Annotated in this window: 19 protein-coding genes and 1 pseudogene; 4 read left to right on the top strand and 16 right to left on the bottom strand. The window is 65.4% G+C overall.

Going from position 1 to position 18,901, the window contains the following annotated elements:
• Positions 1-135 precede the first annotated feature (135 nt).
• Positions 136-513, bottom strand: coding sequence for a hypothetical protein (locus AB0T83_RS12885; protein WP_366193545.1), 378 nt, complete (start codon positions 511-513; stop codon positions 136-138).
• Between the two features lie 515 nt (positions 514-1,028).
• Here AB0T83_RS12885 and AB0T83_RS12880 point away from each other — a divergent pair.
• Positions 1,029-2,747, top strand: a complete 1,719-nt coding sequence (locus tag AB0T83_RS12880) for a winged helix-turn-helix domain-containing protein (RefSeq protein ID WP_366193544.1) — start codon at positions 1,029-1,031, stop codon at positions 2,745-2,747.
• Positions 2,748-2,811: 64 nt separating this feature from the next.
• Entirely contained in the window at positions 2,812-3,561 is a 750-nt protein-coding gene (locus AB0T83_RS12875; protein WP_366193543.1) for an aspartate/glutamate racemase family protein, read from the top strand.
• On the opposite strand, the gene AB0T83_RS12870 is transcribed toward AB0T83_RS12875, so the two are convergent.
• Genes AB0T83_RS12870 through uraD form a run of 11 tightly spaced genes read right to left on the bottom strand, consistent with a single transcriptional unit; the run spans position 3,558 to position 13,825 of the window.
• Entirely contained in the window at positions 3,558-4,301 is a 744-nt protein-coding gene (locus AB0T83_RS12870; RefSeq protein ID WP_366193542.1) for an aspartate/glutamate racemase family protein, read from the bottom strand. The genes AB0T83_RS12875 and AB0T83_RS12870 overlap by 4 nt on opposite strands.
• Positions 4,302-4,311: 10 nt before the next feature.
• On the bottom strand, positions 4,312-5,190 hold the full coding sequence (locus AB0T83_RS12865) for a polysaccharide deacetylase family protein (RefSeq protein WP_366193541.1): 879 nt from the start codon (positions 5,188-5,190) through the stop codon (positions 4,312-4,314).
• On the bottom strand, positions 5,187-6,704 hold the full coding sequence (locus tag AB0T83_RS12860; RefSeq protein ID WP_366193540.1) for an amidohydrolase family protein: 1,518 nt from the start codon (positions 6,702-6,704) through the stop codon (positions 5,187-5,189). The genes AB0T83_RS12865 and AB0T83_RS12860 overlap by 4 nt, the downstream gene beginning before the upstream one ends.
• 1 nt (position 6,705) lies before the next feature.
• A complete protein-coding gene (locus AB0T83_RS12855; protein ID WP_366193539.1) occupies positions 6,706-8,013 on the bottom strand; it encodes a TRAP transporter large permease in 1,308 nt (435 codons plus the stop codon).
• On the bottom strand, positions 8,010-8,615 hold the full coding sequence (locus AB0T83_RS12850; protein WP_366193538.1) for a TRAP transporter small permease subunit: 606 nt from the start codon (positions 8,613-8,615) through the stop codon (positions 8,010-8,012). Before AB0T83_RS12850 ends, AB0T83_RS12855 begins: the two co-directional genes overlap by 4 nt.
• A gap of 21 nt (positions 8,616-8,636) precedes the next feature.
• Positions 8,637-9,674: a TRAP transporter substrate-binding protein gene (locus AB0T83_RS12845; protein ID WP_366193537.1), complete on the bottom strand. Its 1,038-nt coding sequence runs from the start codon at positions 9,672-9,674 to the stop codon at positions 8,637-8,639.
• 33 nt (positions 9,675-9,707) lie between these two features.
• Complete coding sequence (locus AB0T83_RS12840; protein WP_366193536.1) at positions 9,708-10,448, bottom strand: aspartate/glutamate racemase family protein; 741 nt, start codon at positions 10,446-10,448, stop codon at positions 9,708-9,710.
• A gap of 3 nt (positions 10,449-10,451) precedes the next feature.
• Positions 10,452-11,732, bottom strand: coding sequence for a TRAP transporter large permease (locus tag AB0T83_RS12835; RefSeq protein ID WP_366193535.1), 1,281 nt, complete (start codon positions 11,730-11,732; stop codon positions 10,452-10,454).
• Entirely contained in the window at positions 11,729-12,250 is a 522-nt protein-coding gene (locus tag AB0T83_RS12830) for a TRAP transporter small permease (protein ID WP_366193534.1), read from the bottom strand. The genes AB0T83_RS12835 and AB0T83_RS12830 overlap by 4 nt, the downstream gene beginning before the upstream one ends.
• Before the next feature lie 22 nt (positions 12,251-12,272).
• Positions 12,273-13,244: a TRAP transporter substrate-binding protein gene (locus AB0T83_RS12825; protein WP_366193533.1), complete on the bottom strand. Its 972-nt coding sequence runs from the start codon at positions 13,242-13,244 to the stop codon at positions 12,273-12,275.
• Positions 13,241-13,825, bottom strand: a complete 585-nt coding sequence (gene uraD / locus AB0T83_RS12820; protein WP_366193532.1) for a 2-oxo-4-hydroxy-4-carboxy-5-ureidoimidazoline decarboxylase — start codon at positions 13,823-13,825, stop codon at positions 13,241-13,243. The genes AB0T83_RS12825 and uraD overlap by 4 nt, the downstream gene beginning before the upstream one ends.
• Positions 13,826-13,934: 109 nt before the next feature.
• Between uraD and AB0T83_RS12815 the strand changes: the two genes are divergently transcribed.
• Complete coding sequence (locus tag AB0T83_RS12815; protein ID WP_366193531.1) at positions 13,935-14,882, top strand: LysR family transcriptional regulator; 948 nt, start codon at positions 13,935-13,937, stop codon at positions 14,880-14,882.
• Positions 14,883-15,054: 172 nt separating this feature from the next.
• Positions 15,055-15,951: an ArdC family protein gene (locus AB0T83_RS12810; RefSeq protein WP_366193530.1), complete on the top strand. Its 897-nt coding sequence runs from the start codon at positions 15,055-15,057 to the stop codon at positions 15,949-15,951.
• A 53-nt stretch (positions 15,952-16,004) separates the two neighbouring features.
• Here the strand turns inward: AB0T83_RS12810 and AB0T83_RS12805 are convergent.
• The 4 genes and pseudogenes from AB0T83_RS12805 to AB0T83_RS12790 form a co-directional block, all read right to left on the bottom strand.
• A pseudogene (locus AB0T83_RS12805) lies at positions 16,005-16,436 on the bottom strand (ABC transporter substrate-binding protein); the annotation flags it as partial.
• A 328-nt stretch (positions 16,437-16,764) separates the two neighbouring features.
• Positions 16,765-17,097 (bottom strand): L-rhamnose mutarotase, encoded by a 333-nt coding sequence (locus AB0T83_RS12800; protein ID WP_366193529.1) that lies wholly within the window; start codon positions 17,095-17,097, stop codon positions 16,765-16,767.
• Positions 17,098-17,114: 17 nt separating this feature from the next.
• Positions 17,115-17,948, bottom strand: a complete 834-nt coding sequence (locus tag AB0T83_RS12795; protein WP_366193528.1) for an amidohydrolase family protein — start codon at positions 17,946-17,948, stop codon at positions 17,115-17,117.
• The gene (locus AB0T83_RS12790) at positions 17,945-18,892 is read right to left on the bottom strand and encodes an aldo/keto reductase (RefSeq protein WP_366193527.1); all 948 of its coding nucleotides are present in this window, start codon (positions 18,890-18,892) and stop codon (positions 17,945-17,947) included. The genes AB0T83_RS12795 and AB0T83_RS12790 overlap by 4 nt, the downstream gene beginning before the upstream one ends.
• Between the last annotated feature and the right edge of the window lie 9 nt (positions 18,893-18,901).

The following is an 18,901-nucleotide window of genomic DNA, read 5'->3' as shown; positions in this document are numbered from 1 at the left end:
TCACCCCGCTGCAACACGCCAAGGCGCGCGGCTTTGGCGAAATGGTGGACCGGCTGGAGCAGGACAACTGATCCGCAGGGATGGCGCTTCGGCCATCCCTGCGGACCGGGGAGGCTTGGCCCATTGCGTCGGCGCCTATTCAGCCGGCACGACGGCGGACAGTTTCTCGGCCGCGTCCTGCACCTCTACAAGCGCGCCGGTTCGCGTGATGCGAAAGGCAACATCGGGCCGGTTGGGGACCGTGAAGGTCACGACGTCCCCGTCCCTCAGCCCGAGGCGGAGCCGTGCGGGAAGGTCGTCGTCGGTCCCGTCGACAAATGTCGCCACCACGTCAAGATGCGCGTTCATGTCGATATAGTAGGCCACCAGATCGACGCCGCCCTGGTGGATCGACGCCGCCTGCGCGGCCTTTTCCAGCCGGATGGACTCCGCTGCCGCAGGCAAGGCGACGCAGCACGCAAGCGCCAGACCGGCGATTTTCGGAAGCTGGGTCTGAAGGATTTCGGGTGTCATGGTGTTTCTCCTGTCATAGCGTTTCGGAAATGGTCCGGGACGGCGGCAAGGCCGACACGGGCCGAGGCGCGTTCAACGCGATGTACAAACGCATGGGGCGGACGCACCGGAACGGCCGGATTGTCCTGACGGCACACCTGTGAGGAGGCCTGCGAAGGCAGGGAAACCTGTCTGCGATTTCGGCAACGGGCGCTTCCGCAGTATACTGCCTGGGAACCGCAACGGTCCGCGCCATCGCAATGATTGCCAGCGCCTTCATCAATGCCTCCTCACCGTTGGGTGCCGTCTTTCGACCCTGGGCAGGAAGGCAGGGCATCGTCCTGAAACCGGAGCCGAAAATTGTTGAAAATTCCTGATCCGGGCTTTCAATTCCACAAGGACATCCGCCTTTTCAGCGGGTTACGCAGGATTTGCCGCTTGGGCCGCCCGGTTGTGAAATTCCGGGGCGCCGCGCATGCTTGCAGGGCGGCGCAGGGTTCTCTCGGCGCGCGGGCTGAATATCGAAGCGTGCTCCGATGACATCGAAAACCGGAAATGTGGGTCTTGGCGATATGCGGTTCGATCCGGACCGCCGGGTGATTCTCGGGCGGGACGGGCAAACGGTTGCGCTGCGCCCGCAATCGCTGGACGTGTTGTCGGTTCTGGTGGCCCATGCGGGCGAACTGGTGTCGAAAGACGACCTCATCGCGGCGGTCTGGAAAGATCTCAACGTGACCGACGACAGCCTGGCGCAATGCATCTCGGATGTCCGGCGGGCGATTGGCGATGACCGCAGGGCCATCCTGCAGACCGTGCCGAAGAAAGGCTACCGGCTGGTCGCGAGCGCCGAAAGGACCGTGTCGGGCGCGCCTGCCCGGCCCTTGGGGCGTCTCATGATCGGCGCGCTGGCGGCCATCGCAATCCTGGTTCTGGGCATCTGGCAGTTCAGACCCGCACCGATCCAATCATCGCCGCTGTTCCAGACGCTGGTTGCGCCGCAGGTCACCCGCACCGAGCCGTCGATCGCCGTGCTGCCGTTCGAAAGCATCGAAGACAGCGCCCGCTGGACGCGGCTGGGCCGGGGACTGGCGGCGGATATTGCCAGTGAACTTGCGCTGAACGAATGGCTATACGTCACGGTTCCAGAGTCGCTGATGAACGTGGCCTTCGGGGCGATCCCCGACGGACCCACGCTGGATATCCAGTTTGCCCTGTGGGGAACGATCCAGGCGCAGGGCGATGAAATTCGCATCTCGGCCCATCTGACCGACACCGCAACCCGCGAGATCCGCTGGTCCGAAAGCTGGACAGCCCCCCAGGAAGACATCTTTGCCGTGCAGGACCGCATCGTCGCCCGGATTGGCGCCAGCCTTGCCAGCGCCTATTCCGGGGCGATTGCCCAGGCCGGTCTCAGGCAGGCGCGGCGCAAGCTCACCACCAACCTCGATGCCTACGAGCATTACCTGATCGGCTTCGAACAATTGCACCGGTTCAAGCTGGAGGAGCTTCCCGATACGATCGCGCATCTTGCAAAGGCCGTCGAATTTGATCCGGAGTTTTCCGGGGCGCTGGTGACACTCTCCGTGGCGCAGATCATCCAGTCGGATCACGCCGAGGGAGAGGAAGCCCGGCGTCTGTTCGATGCCAGCCAGGAGGCCGCCTATCGCGCCTATGCCATCGACCCGAACAATCCCAATGTGCTGTGGAACCTCGCGCGGGCCTATGCGCTGGACGGTCAGCTGGAGATCGCGGCGGCGACCTTGCGGCGTGCAGTCCGGACCGCGCCGAACAATGCCGACGTTCTGATCATCTCGGCGGGCTACAGCAGCCTTGCCGGGATCGCCGGGGACGAGGCCCTGTCCTGGGCCAGACGCGCACTCGACCTCAACCCGTTGGCACCGGCTTGGTGGTACACCGATCTGGGTACTGCCGCTTTTGGGGCGGGTGATTACCAACTGGCGCTGGACAGCATGAGGCGCGCACCCTCTGGAAGCAACTCGCGGTGGCTGATCACCGCGTTGGCCAATGTGTATCTGGGCAACCTGCCCGAGGCGCAACGCGCAGCCGCCAGGTTCCGGGAACTGGCCCCGCACCTGTCCATCGAGCAATTCCTGGGCGGGTCCGAGGCCGAACGCCCCGATTTTCGCGACAGCTTTGCCGCCGCGCGGACGCTGGGCCTGCCGATCACGCGGGATGACCTCCTTGTCGCCAACGGCTCTGCCAGCGCGGCGGCAGGAGACGGGCATGGACAATGACGGGATTCCAAACCCCGGCGGAACCCTTTAGGGTCGGGACAAAACTCCGGGAACCGAACCTGACATGCGCCTGCTCTTTCTCAATCCGAACACCAGTACATCCATGGCCGAAACAATGGCGGCCGAGGCGCGCCGGATCGCGGCGCCGGGAACGCAGATCGACGTGCATTCTGCCGGGTTCGGGTCCAGCTATATCTCGACGCGCAGCGAGGCGGCGGTGGCGGGGCACGCGCTGTTGTCCTCCATCGCGGCGCATTACGATGGCCATGACGCCATCATCGTCGGTGCCTTCATCATCCCGGCGGTCAGCCAGGCCGCCAAGGAATTTGCGCCAGTCCCGCTGATCGCCACCGGCGAAGCGGGCCTTGCAACCGCCCAGCTTCTGGGACCACGCTTTTCGATCCTGTCGATCGGGGCGCCCGCCCGCAAGATGACCTTCGAACTGGTCGAGGCGCTTGGCCAGTTGCCCCGGTTGGCCAGCATCCGGGACATGGGCGTGAGCGGCACGGACCTGGTCGATCGGCAGCAGGCCGCCGATGACACGGCGGTGGCCCTGGCCCTAGACGCCATCGAGACCGATCTTGCCGATGTTATCGTTCTGGGCGCCGGGTCGATGGAGGGCATGGCCGACCGCATCCGCGACCGGATCCCGGTGCCGGTGGTCTCGCCGGTGGCAAGTGCCGTGATCATGGCCGAAGGTCTGGTCCGCATGGGACACCGGAAACCCACGGCGGGGGCTTTTGCCGGTCCAGAGGGCATCGCGATGACCGGGCTGGATCCCGCCCTGTCGTCCTTTTTCAGCCGCCGGGATTAACCGCCGCGAAGCCGCGCAGTCAGGGCGGCCCCGACGCCACGGGCTGCATCCGACCGCACCGGACCGAAGGTCCCGGTCGCGGGCGTGCGCCAGCCACAGGTCAGGGCCGTTTCCAGCATGGAGATGGCATAGGGCACCGGCGGGACGACCGGCACCGGAAGATGCGGGGCAACCCTGGCGGCGATGCCCGAGAAGGCCGCGCCGCCCAGGATCAGAACATCCGCATCCTCGGTCTCGACCGCCTGCATCCCGGCGGCGATCACCGCCGCATCCGCGCCTTCGGGGTCGGCGGCAAGATCGGTGCCGCTGAGCGGCAGGCGCTGGATCGACACCACATCGGAGCGCGCGCCCAGATCGTGCAGGATCTCTTCGTTCATCCCGCGTGCGCGCGACCCGATGCCGATCAGCCCGATCCGCCGCCCGAACAGGCGCGCGGCGCTGAACCCCGCCTCGGGCAGCCCCACGACCGGCACCGGCAGCAGCTCTTTCACCGGTTCGGCTAGGCCCGGACAGAAGGCGCCCACGACGACCGCATCGACGTCGCCGGCCGCATCGGCCACCAGATCGAGCAGCGCATGGGCGGCCAGCGCGGCCTCGGCGCGGGTGGCGATATAAGAGACGCCGAAGGTGGCGTTGCCGCCAATGATCTCGGTCCCGGTACGGCAGGTGGTGCGCGCTTCTTCGACCATCAGGGCGGTCATTTCGGCGGACATGTTGGGATTGGCGATCAGGATGCGCATGCGGTGCCCTCTAGACGAATTTGTCGGGATCGGCATGAACTGCCGCTGCGATGTCTGCCGCAGGGGCCACCCAGACCCGGTCGCGCAGGCCGTGCAGATGGGTCAGCACCCGGCGCAATTGCCGGATCCGGAACGGCTGCCCGATGATGTTGCCGTGCAGCGCCAGGCCGAAGACCAGCGGCGCGGGGCCGGGCTGGTCCAGCATCTCGTCGATCTGGTCGATCGCCATATCGGCGAACTCCGCCGCGCTGGCCTGCCGCCCGATGATCGCGGTGCTGTCGTTGATTTCCTGCGAATAGGGCAGCGCCAGCAGCCGGCCGCTGCGGGTTGTCAGCCAGATCGGTTGGTCGTCACAGCAGAAATCCAGCAGGTAGCGATAGCCGTCCTCTTGCAGCAAGTCCGGGGTAATCCGCGTTTCCGCCAGCCAGGGCGACAGCCAGCCCTGGGGTCGCTGGCCGCTGGCCTCGGCGATGCGCGCCGTCACCTCTGCGATCACCACCGCTTCTTCCTCGGCACTGCAGTCCGCCAGGCTTTCGGAATTGCTGCGCCCATGCGCGGCGATCTCGTGCCCGTCGGCCACCATGCGGGCCACCAGATCGGGCGCCGCGTCACAGACCCGGGAGTTGAGCAGGATCGTCGCCGGGGTCGCGGTCTCGCGGAACAGATCCAGCAGCCGCCAGGCGCCGACCCGCGTGCCGTAGTCGCGCCACGAGGTGTTCAGGACATCCGGTTGCGGCATGCCCGGCACCAGATCTTCCACCAGCCCCTCGCCATAGCTGTATTGCTCGACATTCAGGGCCAGATAGACGGCCAGCCGCCGGCCGCCGGGCCAGGTTGCCGCGGGACGGCTGGAGATTGCGGTGTAGCTGTATCGGGGTGTGAAACTCATGGGTGTGTGCCCTTTTCAAGCCATCGGGTGAACCCCACATCGGTGCGGCTCGCGCGCAGGTACATGTCGCGGTAATGCGGCTCCAGCCGGGCGGCGGCGGCCCGCGCGGTTTCCAGGGCCGGGGCATGTTCGCGGGCCAGTTCCCGCGCCTGCGCGAAGAGCTCGGCCTCGTCGATGCCGCGGACCTTGCCGTCTTCCATGACCACGCGCCCGGCCACGATGGTGCGCCGAACCGAACCGCCATCCTCGCAATAGACAAGCTGGCGGGCGAGATCGTTCAGGGGTGTGAAATTGATCTGTGACAGGTCCAGCATGGCAATGTCAGCGGCGTATCCCGGCATGATCCGCCCGATCGTCTGCTGACGCCGCATCGCCCGTGCTCCGCCCAGGAAGGCACAATCCAGAATTTCCTGCGCGGTGGGCCAGCGCCGATAGTCGGGGTCGGTGATGTTATGGACCAGCCCCGCCGTCTTGATCGCGCCCCAAAGGTTGATGCCGTCGTCGGCCAGCGCCTCGTCGGTGCCCAGACAGATGGGGATATTCCGGTCGCTGAGCGCACGGAACGGCATGATGCCGCTGCCCAGCCGCAGGTTGCAGACAGGGTTGTGCGCGATGCAGGCACCGGCATCCGCGATCAGGTCCATGTCGGGTTCATCCAGCCAGATGCCGTGGATCAGGTTCACCCGCTCGTCCAGCATGCCAAGATCGTGGATGTAGCGCACGAGGGATTTGCCCAGAACCTCCTGCCCGAACACCCGCTGCACGCGGGTCTCCAGCATGTGCACATAGAAGGGCACATCCCATTCCCGGCTCAGTTGCGAAAGCGCGGCCATATAATCCTGCGTCACGCGGTGCGGCGCCGAGCAGGAGACGGCGGCCCCCAGCCTGCCATCCTTGGCCCCCGACCAGCGGGTCAGAAGGTGGCGGTAGAGGTCCAGAAGCTCGGCCCCGGTCTGGCGCGGGGCGGCCTCCATCCGGGCCTTTTCCCCGGCCGGGAGCAGATCGGCAAGGAAAGGATACTTGGCGTATTCCACCACATTCGGCTGATCCAGCGCCACCGTCGCCCGCATCCCCGAAGCGGCATAGGCGCCCATCAGCGCGTCGATGGCGTCGGGGTCCGGCCCCGGCACGAAGAACGCGTCATCCTGCACCGAGGTGATGCCCCGCTTGAGCATCTCGACCGCCCCCAGCAGCGTGCGCACCCGCACCAGTTCGGGCGGCGGCGGCACATCGCTCAGGGGCGGCACCTCGTAGAGCATGAAGATTTCCAGCGGCAGGCTGTCGAGCATGCCCTTCATCAGGTTGGCGGGCGAATGGAAATGCGCGTTGATCAGACCGGGCATGGCCAACTGTCCGGCGCCGTCGATCACGGGCACCCCCTCGGGCGCCACCAGATCGGGCCCGACTGCGGAAATCATGCCGCGTTCGATCAGGATGTCGGCACAATCCAGATCCCTGCGGGTTTCGTCGAAGGTCAGGACGCGGGCCCCACGGATGAACAGGTTACCGGTCATCTCAGTCCGCCATCAGCTTGGGCAGCCAGGTGATCAGCGGCGGCCAGGTTGTCATAAGTACGACCAGCCCGAGGATCGCCAAGAAGAAGGGCAGCACGCCACGGATCACGTCGGTCAGTTGCCCCGCCTTGCGGACCCCCTGCACCACGTAAAGGTTCATGCCCACGGGCGGCGTCAGCAGCGCCAGTTCGCACATGATCACCACGAACACCCCGAACCACAGCGGATCGAAGCCAAGGGCGATGACGATGGGAAACAGGATCGGCACCGTGGTGATCATCATCGCCAGCGCGTCCAGAAAGCACCCCAGGACCAGGTAGAACACCACGAGGCAGGCGATCAGCAGCATCGGCGGCACGTCCAGCCCGCCGACGAAGCCGGAAATCAGCGCCGGGATGCCCAGCAGACCAAGCGTGAAATTCAGGAAGAAGGCCGCGGTGAGAACCAGCAGGATCATCGCGGTAATGCGGACCGTCGCGAACAGGCTGGCGTGCAGCATCTTGCGGTTGAAGGTGCGGTTCATCATCGACAGCCCCAGCGCGGCAACCACACCGACCGCCGCCGCCTCGGTGGGCGTCGCCCAGCCGGCGTAGATCGAGGCGATGATGATGGTGAAGATGACCACCGGCGCCACCAGATCCTTCAGGCGCGCGATCCGGCCGCTGCGGTCGGGGTCGGGACGCGCGCCGCTGCCGGCCAATTCGGGCCAGATCAGCGCGGCCACTGCGATGGTCAGCATGAACATCAGCGCCAGCAGCAGCCCCGGCACCATGCCGGCGATGAACAGCGCGCCAATGGATGTTTCGGTGATCGCGCCATAAATGATCAGGTTGATCGACGGTGGGATCAGGATGCCCAGCGTCGCACCCGAAGCGATGGATCCGGCCACCCATTTCTCGTCATAGCCCTGCGCGCGAAAGGTCGGGAAGGCCACGGTGCCGATGGTCGCCGCCGTCGCGACCGACGAGCCGGAAATGGCGGCAAACATGGCCGAGGACGCGATATTGGTGTGCAGCAGCCCGCCGGGCAGCCAGCTCAGCCAATCAGCAAGCGACCGGTACATGCGCCGGGCCACATCGCTGTGGACCAGGATCTCGCCCATCAGGATATACAGCGGGATCGCGGTCAGGATGAAACTGTTCTGCTCGGCCCACATCATGTTGCCCAGCGGGGCGAACATCGACGGCCCGAAGCCCGCGAGAATGCCGATCAGGGCGGTCAGCATCATGACGCTGGCCACATGCAGACCGGTCAGAAGGAAGGCCAGCATGCAGGCAAATCCAACGGCGATTGTGACGATGTCGATCATTGGGAAGCCTCCCCGGTGCTGTCGGCCAGCGCCTCGTCGATTTCCTCGTCAAGGGACGGCGGTCGCAGCGCGGCCTCCAGCCCGGCAAGATCGCCCTGGCGCCAGAGCTGTACCGCGCGCAGCAGCACCAGACCGGAACACAGGGCAAACACCCCGAACCCCGCCAGCCACAGCGTTTGCGGGATCCACAGCGGTGTCTGCAGCGGCGAATTGGCGATCGACCCATAGGTCAGCGTCTCGCCCAGGGCCCGCCAGGCGTTCCACAGCAGGAACAGCGCGAGGCCGAACAGCACCGCCGCTGCTGCCAGATGCAGGATACAGCGGGCCCGCAGGGGAAGTCTCGACAGGGCGAAATCCACCCGCGTATGGGCCCGGTGCAGGGCCGCGTAGCCAAAGCCCAGGCTCGCGGTCAGGGCCAGCATGTAGCCGCCCAGTTCATCAACTCCCTGGAAGGAATGGTTGAACAGCTTGCGCGCCACGATCTCGGCCGCAGTAAGGAGCGCCTGAAGCACCAGAAGATAGCCCGCCGCCAGGGCTGCGCCGTCCACCAGACGGCCGGCAAGGCCATAGGACGGTTCGGTTTCGGGGACGGATCCGGTCATGTCAGACGCTCCTTGCTTGGCTTACTCGGGAATGGTCACGCCGCGCGCCGCGCCGACGGTCTCGTTCCAGACCGCCGTGCAGCCGGGATAGCTGGCTTCGCAGCGGGCCGCCCAATCGGGCAGGACCACTTCGACCGACGCCTGCTGGACCTTCGCGATATCGGCCTCGGACACATCGACCAGCGCCAGCGAGAATTTCTCGTGATCGGCGCAGGTGTCCTGCCCGGTGTTGCAGGCCAGCGCGTCGCCGTTCAGGGCGACAGCCGTGGCCCATTGCGACTCTTCGATGGCCTTGAAGGCGGTGGCAACGCCGTCCTGCTGCGCCGGGCTCAGCCCGTTCCACCAGTCCAGGCTGGCCACATAGCCCTGCACCGAGCCGGAGACCGACAGCGGCAGCTGGTGCGTGGTCACTTCAGGCCATTTGCCGGTATTGCCCGAGGTCGGCGAGGTCACGCCGCAGCTGGCCACCTTGCGTTGCAGGGCCGGGTAGACTTCCGGGAACGACAGGGTCACCGGCGTCGCGCCGAGGCTTTCCAGCAGCGCCGACATCGACGGCGTGAAGCTGCGCACCTTGAGACCGTTCAGATCATCCAGGCTGGTGATCTCTTCGTTGCAGTAGAACACCTGCGGGCCGAACGGCCAGAGCGCCAGAACCTTGGCGCCGAACTTGTCCTGCAGACGCGCGTCAAAGGCCTCGCGGTAGGCGTCCACCGCGACGCGCAGGCTGTCCATGTCGGTCGAAACGCCGATCAGGTCCAGCCCTTCGAGGAAGGCGTCATCGCGTGAGGCGGTGCCGATCTGGATGGTGGTCACGTCGAAGGTGCCCGCCCGGGCCAGGCGCAGGCCATCGGCGGTGCTCAGGCCAAGGGCCTTGTATTCGTTGACGCTCACATCGATGTCGAGCGCCTCGTCGGCGGCCAGCGCGTCAAGCCCGGCCATTTCGTTGGGGTACTGCTTGGCCGTGGGCAGGAACTGGCTGAGAAACCGCAATTGTTCGGCGGCAACCGGGGCGGCGGCAACCGCCAGCAGTGCGGACAGGATCAGGGGTTTGGGGTTCATCAGGGGATCTCCGGGTTGGATGGGTTGGGTGGATCAGCTGCGGGCGATCTGACGCCGAAGCGCGTCGGACAGCCCGGTCGAGGGTTTTTCGGGAGGCCGGCGAAAACTGCCCGCCGAGGCGCCTTTGGGGCAGAGCCGCGCCAGGGTTACCGCCTGAAGGACAGCCGTTTGCACCGGGTCCAGCAGTACCGCGGGCACCTCGTCGCGCAGCGTTGCGGCCATTCCGGCCAGCGGCGCGCCCGACAGGATCACCACATCGGCCCCGGCCGCGACGGCGCGCCCGCATTGCGCGATCAGGGGGGCGCGAAGGTCAGCGTCGATCCGGTCGATGGCCCCCAAGGGCACATCCGGGGTGAAGACCCCGGCATAGCGCGCGGTCAGTTGGGCCTGCCGCACCTGTTCGTCGTACCAGGGCGCAAGGTTCGGCGTGAAGGTGACAAAGGCAAAGCGCTGGCCCAGCATGCAGGCGCTGAGCATCGCGGCCTCGGTCATGCCGGTCACCGGCAGGTCGAACAGCTCGCGGGCGGCCAGCAGGCCGGGATCGCCAAAGGCGGCTATGGTCAGGGCATCGACGCCGGACTGATGGCGGGCGATGGTCTCCAGCACGCCTGCGCCGGCAATCTGCGCCTCGGCCCGCGACGAGATATAGGGAAAGCCGGTCTCGGCGGTGGTGGCGATCAGCTCGACATCCGGGGGCAGAACCTGCCGCGCGGTCTTGGACAGGCGCTCGGTCAGCGCCTGGGTGGTGTTGGGATTGATCAGCAGCAGCCGCATGGATCAGTAGCCCATCGCATGGGGCAGCGTCGTGACGATGCCGGGAAAGATCATGCACAGCAGCAGCAGAACATACATGGCCACGATGAACGGCCAGCTTTCGCGCACCAATGTGCCCATCTCGACCTTGGTGATGCCGCAAACCACGAAGAGGATAACGCCCACTGGCGGGGTCAGCATGCCGATCACCAGGTTCAGCACGAAGACGAAACCGAAGTGCAGCGGATCGATGCCGTATTGCAGGGCAATCGGGTGAAACAGCGGCACCAGCATGATGTAGGCGGCATTCGATTCCAGGAACATGCCGACCACCAGCAGCATCAGCGCGATCAGGCACATGAAGACAAACGGGCTGTCGGTCAGGCCCTGCAGCAGCGCGGCCAGTTTGAACGGCAGCATGTCGATGGTGAACAGGAAGGTGACGGTCGAGGCGAAGGCGATCATGGCGCCGACCACGGCGGTGGTTTTGGCAGCGGTCAGAAGCACCTCGGGCAGATCGCGGATCTTGAGTTGCTTGGTGACGAAGAACCCCAGCAGCAGCGCATAGCAGCAGCCGATGGCCGCGCCCTCGGTCGGGGTAAAGGCGCCGAAAACGATGCCGCCGATCACCCCCACCGGCATCATGAAGATGATCAGGTTCCGGCGCATCTGGTGCAGGATGTTGGACAGGGTAACCCGCTGCCCGGAAATCGGATAGTCGCGCCACCAGGAAATCAGCCAGCACAGGCCCATCAGGGTCAGGAACAGCAACAGGCCCGGCAGCACGCCCGCCATGAACATGCCGCCCACCGAAACGCTGGACCCGGCCATGAAGGCATAGACGATCATCGCGCCGGAGGGCGGGATGATCGGGCCAAGGTTGGCCGCCGCCGCCACGATCCCCGACGAGAAGCCAAGCCCGTATTGCTTCTTCAGCGAGGGCACGAGCGTCGAGGACAGCGCCGAGGCATCGGCCACCGCCGCGCCCGAGACCGAGGCCAGCCCCGCCCCGGCGATGATGGCGACCTGCGCCAGCCCGCCCCGGACCCGCCCGATGAAGGCGTTGGCCAGATCGACAAGGCGATCCATGATCCCGGCCTTCAGCATCAGCTCGCCGGTCACCATGAACAGCGGGATCGACATCAGCGGAAAGGAATTGACCGAGTTCATCAGGCGCGTCGACAGGATGCTCAGATCGAAGCCCGCCACCATCAGCCCCGCCAGGGCCGAGACGCCCAGCGAGAACGCCAGCGGCATGCCAAGCAGGGCGAGGCAGAGAAACAGCAGGATGACAAAAAGGCTCATGACGGCAGCTCCGGGTGCGTTTGCGGATCCGGTGGGGTGGCGATGGCATGGCCGACCGGCCAGATCGCCAGGACAATCAGGTGACAGGCGGTGTGCAGCGCGCCGAAGATCACCGGGAAGAAGAAGACGCTGGAGGTCATGTTCAGCGACCCGAGCCGCTCCGACCAGGTGGTCGCCGCGACGCGGATTGTGGCGACGAACACCACCAGAAGCATGGCCGCGGCCAGCAGTGCCATCACGCGCGCCAGCCCTTTGCGTACCCGTGGCGGCAGCCGTCTGGTGATCAGGTCGATGCCCACATGGGCACCGTCGCGAAGGCCCAGCGGGATCGCCAGGAACACCGTGGCGACGAAGGTCAGACGCGACACCTCGTCGGCCCAGTCGATGGAGTCGTTGAACACATAGCGCATGATCACCTGCGCCGAGACGATGCTGACCATCACCGCCATGCAAGCGATCACCACGAGGCGCGCACCTGTATCGATGCGCGCCAGGGCCGAGAGAGCGATCCGTTCCATGGCATTCCCTCTCGATTGCATTTTATTGGCCTGCGAGCAGTTCGGCCACGTCCGGCGACAGCGAAGCCTTGGCTTCGGCGGCGACAGGCGCGGTGGTTTCGCGCAGGGCTGCTGCGAATTCCGGTGAGACTTCGGTGTAGACCATGCCGTCGGCGATCAGCTTGTCGAGCGCTGCCGCGTCCTGTTCCGCCGCCAGCGTGCGCTGGAAGTCGATGGCCTTGTCCATTGCCGCCAGCACGGCTTCCTGATGCTCGGGGCTGAGGCTTTCAAACCGTTTCTTGTTGGCCACCACCGAGATGAAGTCGAAGAAGTGGTTGGTGTTGGACACATGCTTCTGCACTTCGGCATAGCCGGCCACATCGATGATCGAGAACGGGTTTTCCTGCCCGTCGATGACGCCCTGTTCCAGCGCGGAGTACAGCTCGTTCACGTCCATCGCGACAGGATTCGCCCCCAGCGCGCGGAAGGTGGCCAGGTGGGTCTCGTTGGGCTGCAGGCGGATCTTCAGGCCGTCGATGTCGGCAATCCCGGTGATCGGGCGCACGTTGTTGGTCAACTGGCGAAAGCCCAGCTCCATATAGCCCAGCGACAGCATGGATTCGTCGGCCAGCTTCTCGTCAAGCTTGTCGCCCAGCGGTCCGTCGACGACGGCAAAGGCTTCGGCCCGGTCCGCGAACTGGAACGGCATGGAAACCGCCGCCAGGTCCGGCACGGTGCGGCTTAGGTAGGCCGAGCCGACCCAGACGATCTCGACCGCGCCCAGTTTCACGGCCTGCACGTTTTCCGCCGCACCGCCCAGCTGGCGGGCGGGAAACAGATCAACTTCGATCTCGCCGTTGGACAGCGCTTCGACTTCATCCTTGAAGACCTGCATGGCCTGGCTCGACGAATGCTCGGTCGCGAAGTTGCCCGCGACGCGGATCTTTTCGGCATGGGCCGCGACCGCGCTCAGCGCGATGACGGACCCGGCAAGAAGGGGGAGGAAGGGTTTCATGTGTCGTTCTCCATGGTTTTCTCTGTGACTTGGGCAGGTTTCGGTGACAGGCTGACAGGTCCGTCGGGCGTCCCGATGGCCTTGGCGATGCGCGCGCGGATCACCTCGGCGATCTGCGTCAGGTTTTCGGCGTGTTCCGCAGGCGGTTCCGCCTGCAGTCGCCGTTCGAAAGTTTCGAACAGATTGTCCAGGTCCGGAACATTGACCAGGGCCACGATGCAGGGATGCCCGAAGCGTTGGGCATAGGATGCATTCAGGCCGTCAAGCCGGGCCAGATCATCGGCCGCCAGCCGATCAAGGCCCAGGCGGCCCTGCTCCGATGTCGAGGCGTCCGTCATGGTTCCGTCGCGCGCCTCGCGACCGGCAAGGCAGGGATGGCGGCGAAACAATGCGGCCTGCTGTTCGGGCGGCAGCGACAGGATCGTGCCGACAAGGGCCGCCTCCAGATCCGAAACCGTCGCGAACGGGCGCTGCCGCTGGGCAACAGATACCAGTTCCGGCGAGTTCTCGATCAGCGGTTCGAGAAGGCGCGCGGCCTCTTCGGCACTGGCGGCGTTGATCTGATCGAGGCTGAACATCATGCAAGGCATCCGCAGGTTTCGGGCTGTCTGCAGAAAGCATGGCGCAGTCCTTCGTTGCCATCTATGATATTTTCGGGCATGTAACGTTCTAATAATTAGGATGCTGATGATGGCGCTTCACCTGGTCCCCCGCGGAATGCTCTATGTCGAGGCCGTCGCCGAGGCCGGCTCGATCCAGGCGGCGTCCCGCGAAATCGGCATCGCGGCTTCGGCCATCGACCGCCAGATCGTGCTTCTGGAACAGCGTCTCGGCGTTCAGCTTTTCGAACGCCAGCGCAGCGGCATGTCGCTCAGTCCGGCGGGCGAACAGTTTCTGGCGCTGACCCGCCGCTGGCGATCTGACGAACGGCAGATCTGGTCCAGTATCAAGCAGATGCAGGGTCTTGAGCTTGGCCACGTCCGGCTGCTGGCGATGGACAGCATGGCCAACGGGGTGATCCCGCGACTGATCGGCAAGCTGTTCGAAAACTACCCCCGCGTGCAGCTTGATATCGAGTTCACGACACCGGACAGCGTCACCGATCACCTGACCAAGGGCGAGGTCGACATCGCCCTGGCCTTCAACATCAAGCCGCATCGCGATCTGCACATCATGTGGACGACGGATCTGCCGCTGGGTTGTCTCGCTGCCCCCGATCATCCGGTCGCCCAGAAGCCCGAAATCCGTCTTTCCGAGGCGATCCGGCACCCGGTGGCAATGCAAAGCCGCTCGCTGGCGATTCGCAGATTGCTGGAATCCAAGCATGGCTGGATCTTCTCCGAACTGCGCCCCCCGGTTGCGACAAACTCGCTTCAGCTGGTCAAGCATCTGGCGGTTTCGGGGTCGCATGTCGCCATCACATCGGAACTGGACGCCGCCCCCGAATTGATCGACGGGAGCCTTGTGTTCGTGCCGGTGATGGACCGCAATGTCATGGCCCAGACCGCAAGTGTCGTCATCAGCACCCGGCGCAGCCTGTCACAGATTGGCCGCAAGGTCGGGGAACTGGTCTGCGACGAGTTGGAACAGATGCTCGCGGACGTCCGGCGTACCGACACCCAACCGCCCCCTGCGTGACGGCACGGGACCCACGGCGGATTCTTCCGAAATCGGCGTTGGCGGAACGCATCAGGAATTCCGGTCGCATCGTCCTGTGCGAAGAAACCGATCAGGCCAGGGAGCAGGGCAATAGCCTCTCTCCGTTTTCCCCAAATCAGGATTTGACCCATGAGATTTGAAAGGACCCATCATGAAGGAAGATGTCTATGACCGCATAACCAACCGTATCGTCGAAAGCCTGGAGGCCGGTGTCAGGCCCTGGCTGAAACCCTGGAACGCCGCGCATGCCGCGGGCAAGATCACCCGGCCCTTGCGCCACAACGGCCAGCCCTATTCCGGGATCAACGTGTTCATGCTGTGGAGGAAGGCCGAAGCTGCCGGATATTCCGCGCCAATCTGGATGACCTTCCGCCAGGCCCGCGAGCTGGGCGGACATGTCCGCAAGGGCGAGAAAGGTGCCCTGGTCGTCTATGCCAACAAGATTACCAAAACCGAAGCGGACAACGAAACCGGCGAAGACTCGACACGCACGATCCCCTTCATGAAGGGGTACACCGTGTTCAGCGTCGAGCAGATCGACGCGCTGCCCGCGCATTGCTACGCCAAGGCCGCAGAGCCGGTGCTGGACCCGGGGGCGCACCTGGAGCCCGTGGAAGCCTTCCGTGCTGCGACTGGAGCGGATGTGTCCCATGGCGGCAATCAGGCGTTCTACATGCCCTCCCAGGACCGGGCACAGATGCCCCCGTTCGAGTTCTTCCGTGATCCGGAAAGCTACTATGCCACGCTACTGCACGAGACCGTGCATTGGACCAAGCACATGTCCCGCCTTGAGCGTGACTTTGGCCGCAAACGCTGGGGCAATGAGGGCTATGCCATGGAAGAGCTTGTCGCGGCGTTCCTCTCCGCCGATCTCGGGATCACCCCGGACATGGGTCGGATGTCCCGGCCTCCTTCCGCCCTGGTGGTGATGTTGCCGATCTGCCAGTCGCTTTCGACCATCATCGCGGCCTGTCCCCGTGCAAATTCCTTCACGTTGGTCGGATTGGCGAGGTCCATGATCTGCGCGGCCCCGCTGCCTGCCTGGTAGAGGTCAAGGATCGCGGACAACCCGCCGATGCTCGCCTCGGACGCGAATTCGCTTCAGCTTTCGTCCTCGCTGACATAGCGCCCGCCGTTCGACAGCATCAACGGGAAGATCAACATGATCTCCGGCGAAGAGGTGAACCCGTAGTTGCCAATTTCGGGGTCGTTCAGTTCCCTGACAAGAGACTGGAATTCATCGAACGTCAGCGTCGGATCGGGCACATCCACGCCCTGCGCCTCGAACACCTTGTGTTTGATGTAGAAGACGTAGGGAGCAATTCCGTAGCTCAGCCCGTAGACCTCTCCGTCCAGAAACAGCCCTTCATGCGCCGCCGGATAGAAATCAGCGACGTCGACGTCAGGCGAGCCCTCGATGTGCGGTGTGATGTCGAGCGGCAGATCGTTCTGCGAATTGTTCGCCAACTGGAGGTGGCGCAGCGAAACGGAGTCGGGCGCGGTGCCGGTTGCAAACTGCGTGGTCAGCTTGTCCCGGTACGAGCCTCAGGGTGCGGTCTCGACGGAGATTGGGATGTCCGAGTGCTTCTCGGTGACGAGCGCAGCCAGTTCATTCCAGATCTCGGCCTCGTCCGGGTTGGAGGTCCAGATGCCCCACCTCAGCTCTACTGCGCCGGCACTGCCGGCGGCGCTAGGTTCCATCGCGTACGCAGCGACAGACATGCCGATCGACCATCTGGGTGGGGGTCGAGATCGACGAGGCCAAGCTGGGCGACCCCGCCCCGGTCAGCGAGATGGGCTGCCCCCGCCTGCGCCGCCCGGACGGGGCCGTCGCGAACTGGTGAGCGGTGCCGGTGCGGGCTCACTCTAGGTAGAACACCTGCTCCATCCCGGCCCACCACTCGCCCTCGGCTCGGGTCTCCAGCGCGCGCTGCATCGGCCCGCAGACGGCCCACCATTCCTGGGTGACCTCGTCTTCGGCGATGGCGGCCATGTCCGCCTCGAAATCGGTGCCGACATAGTCCCAGTAGCCAAACATCAGGTTCTCGGGCTCGCGCAGGAAAATCGAGTAATTGGTGATGTTCGATGCCTTGAGCCGCCCCAGAACGCCGGGCCAGACGGCGGCGTGCAATTCCTTGTATCGCGGAATGTCGGCCGGGTTGATGCCGATGACGAAACCCATGCGCTGTGCCATGTGCAGTCCCTTGCCTGTCAGTTGATGCCGTAGAACCGGGCAGCCGTGCCGCCGCGAACCTCGGCCTGCTCGGGCGCGGGCAGATCCGCGATCAGCCAATCGGCCGTCTGCGCCCATGTGGCGTAGTCGCTGGCAAGTGTGACCACCGGCCAGTCGCTGCCGAACATCACCCGGCCCGCGCCGAAGGCGTCCAGCACATGCGCCGCGAAGGGGGCGAGGTCCCCGGTGGTCCAGCCCGGCCCCGCCTCGGTGACTACGCCCGACAGCTTGCACCAGACATTGTCCCGCGTGGCCAGCCTGCCGATCCCGTCCGCCCAGTCCGCATCCGGCGCAACGCCGCCGCCCATCACGGGCTTGGCGATGTGGTCGATCACGATGGGCAGGCCGGGATACCGACCCGCGAGCTTGTCGATCACCGGCAGGTGCCGGGGCTGGATCAGGGCATCGAACCGCAGGCCCGCCGCCTCCATGTGCGCGAGAGTGGGGGCAGCCGCGTCCTGCAATATCCAGTCTGTCGCCTCGATGTTCTGGAGCATCGGCCGCAGCCCCTTCAGCCCCGGATCGGCGCGCAGCCGGTCGATGGTCGCGACGGCATCCAGCGCGGTCAGGTCGACCCATCCCACCACCCCGGCGACAAATTCGTTCCGCGCGGCGAGGTCCAGCAGGAACTCGGTCTCTGCCACCGTGTCCGTCGCCTGCACCAGGATCGTCCGGTTGATCCCAGCCGCCGCCAGCAACGGCGCCAGGTCACCCGGGCCGAAGTCGCGAAAGATCAGCGCAACGCTTTCGTTCGGCCAAGGATAGTCGCCGCGCGACAGGGTCCAGAAATGCTGATGCGCGTCGATCCTCACGCCGCGCCCTCCAGGTCGGACCAGAGCGCACCGGGCAGCTCCTCGCCGAACTGCGCCACGTTGCGCTGCAGCGAACTGACCTTGCCGGTTCCGATCAGGGTCGAGACCACCAGCGGGTGCCGGTCGGGAAACTGCAAGGCGGCGCTGGCCAGCGGCGTGCCATGGGCGGCGCAGATCGCCTCCAGCCGCGCGGTGTGGGCGAGGATGTCCTGCGGAGCGGGCGCATAGTTGTAATGCGCGCCCTCCACCGGACCGGTGGCAAGGATGCCGGAGTTGAAAACGCCGCCGATGACGAAGCGCACGCCATGCGCCTCGGCCATCGGAAACAACCGCACGCTGGCCGAACGGTCCAGCAGCGTGTAGCGCCCGGCCAGAAGGATCAGGTCGACGGGACTCCGGCCGACGAGCTCTTCGCAGATTTCCACCGTGTTCACGCCAAGGCCCACCGCACCGACGGCGCCCGAGGATTTCAGCTCTTCCAGCGCCCGGACCCCGCTGTCCAGAAGCTGGCCGCGATGCTCGGCCGTATCGGTGCCCGCGCCCGGGTCGCCGATGTCGTGGACATAGAGGATGTCGATCCGGTTGAGGCCAAGCCGCTGATAGCTGTCCTCCACCGACCGCATGATCCCGTCATAGGTAAAGTCGAAGCGCTGGCGGAACGGCAACGCGCTGTGAAAGCCGTTGATCTCCGCCGGCGGGTCCGCGTCCGGGGTAAGGATGCGGCCCACCTTGGTCGACAGAAGCCAGCCCTCCCGTCCGCGCAGGAACCGGCCCAGCCGATGCTCGGCCATGCCGTGGCCATAGTGCGGCGCGGTGTCGAAATAGCGGATGCCGGCGTCCCAGGCGGCCTCCAGCACGGCTTCGGCTTCGGCCTCGCTGACCGGACGGTAGAGGCCGCCCAACCCGCCAGTGCCGAAGGACAGTCGGTGTTCGGGTCTCAGCATCGCGGCTCT

The organism is Meridianimarinicoccus marinus (genome assembly GCF_040689105.1).
Taxonomy (GTDB): Bacteria; Pseudomonadota; Alphaproteobacteria; order Rhodobacterales; family Rhodobacteraceae; genus Meridianimarinicoccus; species Meridianimarinicoccus marinus.
The sequence above is the reverse complement of the archived record's forward strand: the minus strand, read 5'-3'. Positions and strand labels throughout refer to the sequence as shown.

Excerpts from the sequence above, each read along its gene's own strand:
- AB0T83_RS12875 (WP_366193543.1), top strand. The coding sequence starts at position 2,812 with ATGCGCCTGCTCTTTCTCAATCCGAACACCAGTACATCCATGGCCGAA.
- AB0T83_RS12800 (WP_366193529.1), bottom strand. The coding sequence starts at position 17,097 with ATGGCACAGCGCATGGGTTTCGTCATCGGCATCAACCCGGCCGACATT.
- AB0T83_RS12865 (WP_366193541.1), bottom strand. The coding sequence starts at position 5,190 with ATGAGTTTCACACCCCGATACAGCTACACCGCAATCTCCAGCCGTCCC.
- AB0T83_RS12835 (WP_366193535.1), bottom strand. The coding sequence starts at position 11,732 with ATGAGCCTTTTTGTCATCCTGCTGTTTCTCTGCCTCGCCCTGCTTGGC.
- AB0T83_RS12810 (WP_366193530.1), top strand. The coding sequence starts at position 15,055 with ATGAAGGAAGATGTCTATGACCGCATAACCAACCGTATCGTCGAAAGC.
- AB0T83_RS12840 (WP_366193536.1), bottom strand. The coding sequence starts at position 10,448 with ATGCGGCTGCTGCTGATCAATCCCAACACCACCCAGGCGCTGACCGAG.
- AB0T83_RS12880 (WP_366193544.1), top strand. The coding sequence starts at position 1,029 with ATGACATCGAAAACCGGAAATGTGGGTCTTGGCGATATGCGGTTCGAT.
- AB0T83_RS12830 (WP_366193534.1), bottom strand. The coding sequence starts at position 12,250 with ATGGAACGGATCGCTCTCTCGGCCCTGGCGCGCATCGATACAGGTGCG.
- AB0T83_RS12790 (WP_366193527.1), bottom strand. The coding sequence starts at position 18,892 with ATGCTGAGACCCGAACACCGACTGTCCTTCGGCACTGGCGGGTTGGGC.
- AB0T83_RS12885 (WP_366193545.1), bottom strand. The coding sequence starts at position 513 with ATGACACCCGAAATCCTTCAGACCCAGCTTCCGAAAATCGCCGGTCTG.
- AB0T83_RS12855 (WP_366193539.1), bottom strand. The coding sequence starts at position 8,013 with ATGATCGACATCGTCACAATCGCCGTTGGATTTGCCTGCATGCTGGCC.
- AB0T83_RS12815 (WP_366193531.1), top strand. The coding sequence starts at position 13,935 with ATGGCGCTTCACCTGGTCCCCCGCGGAATGCTCTATGTCGAGGCCGTC.
- AB0T83_RS12870 (WP_366193542.1), bottom strand. The coding sequence starts at position 4,301 with ATGCGCATCCTGATCGCCAATCCCAACATGTCCGCCGAAATGACCGCC.
- AB0T83_RS12860 (WP_366193540.1), bottom strand. The coding sequence starts at position 6,704 with ATGACCGGTAACCTGTTCATCCGTGGGGCCCGCGTCCTGACCTTCGAC.
- uraD (WP_366193532.1), bottom strand. The coding sequence starts at position 13,825 with ATGATGTTCAGCCTCGATCAGATCAACGCCGCCAGTGCCGAAGAGGCC.
- AB0T83_RS12825 (WP_366193533.1), bottom strand. The coding sequence starts at position 13,244 with ATGAAACCCTTCCTCCCCCTTCTTGCCGGGTCCGTCATCGCGCTGAGC.
- AB0T83_RS12845 (WP_366193537.1), bottom strand. The coding sequence starts at position 9,674 with ATGAACCCCAAACCCCTGATCCTGTCCGCACTGCTGGCGGTTGCCGCC.
- AB0T83_RS12850 (WP_366193538.1), bottom strand. The coding sequence starts at position 8,615 with ATGACCGGATCCGTCCCCGAAACCGAACCGTCCTATGGCCTTGCCGGC.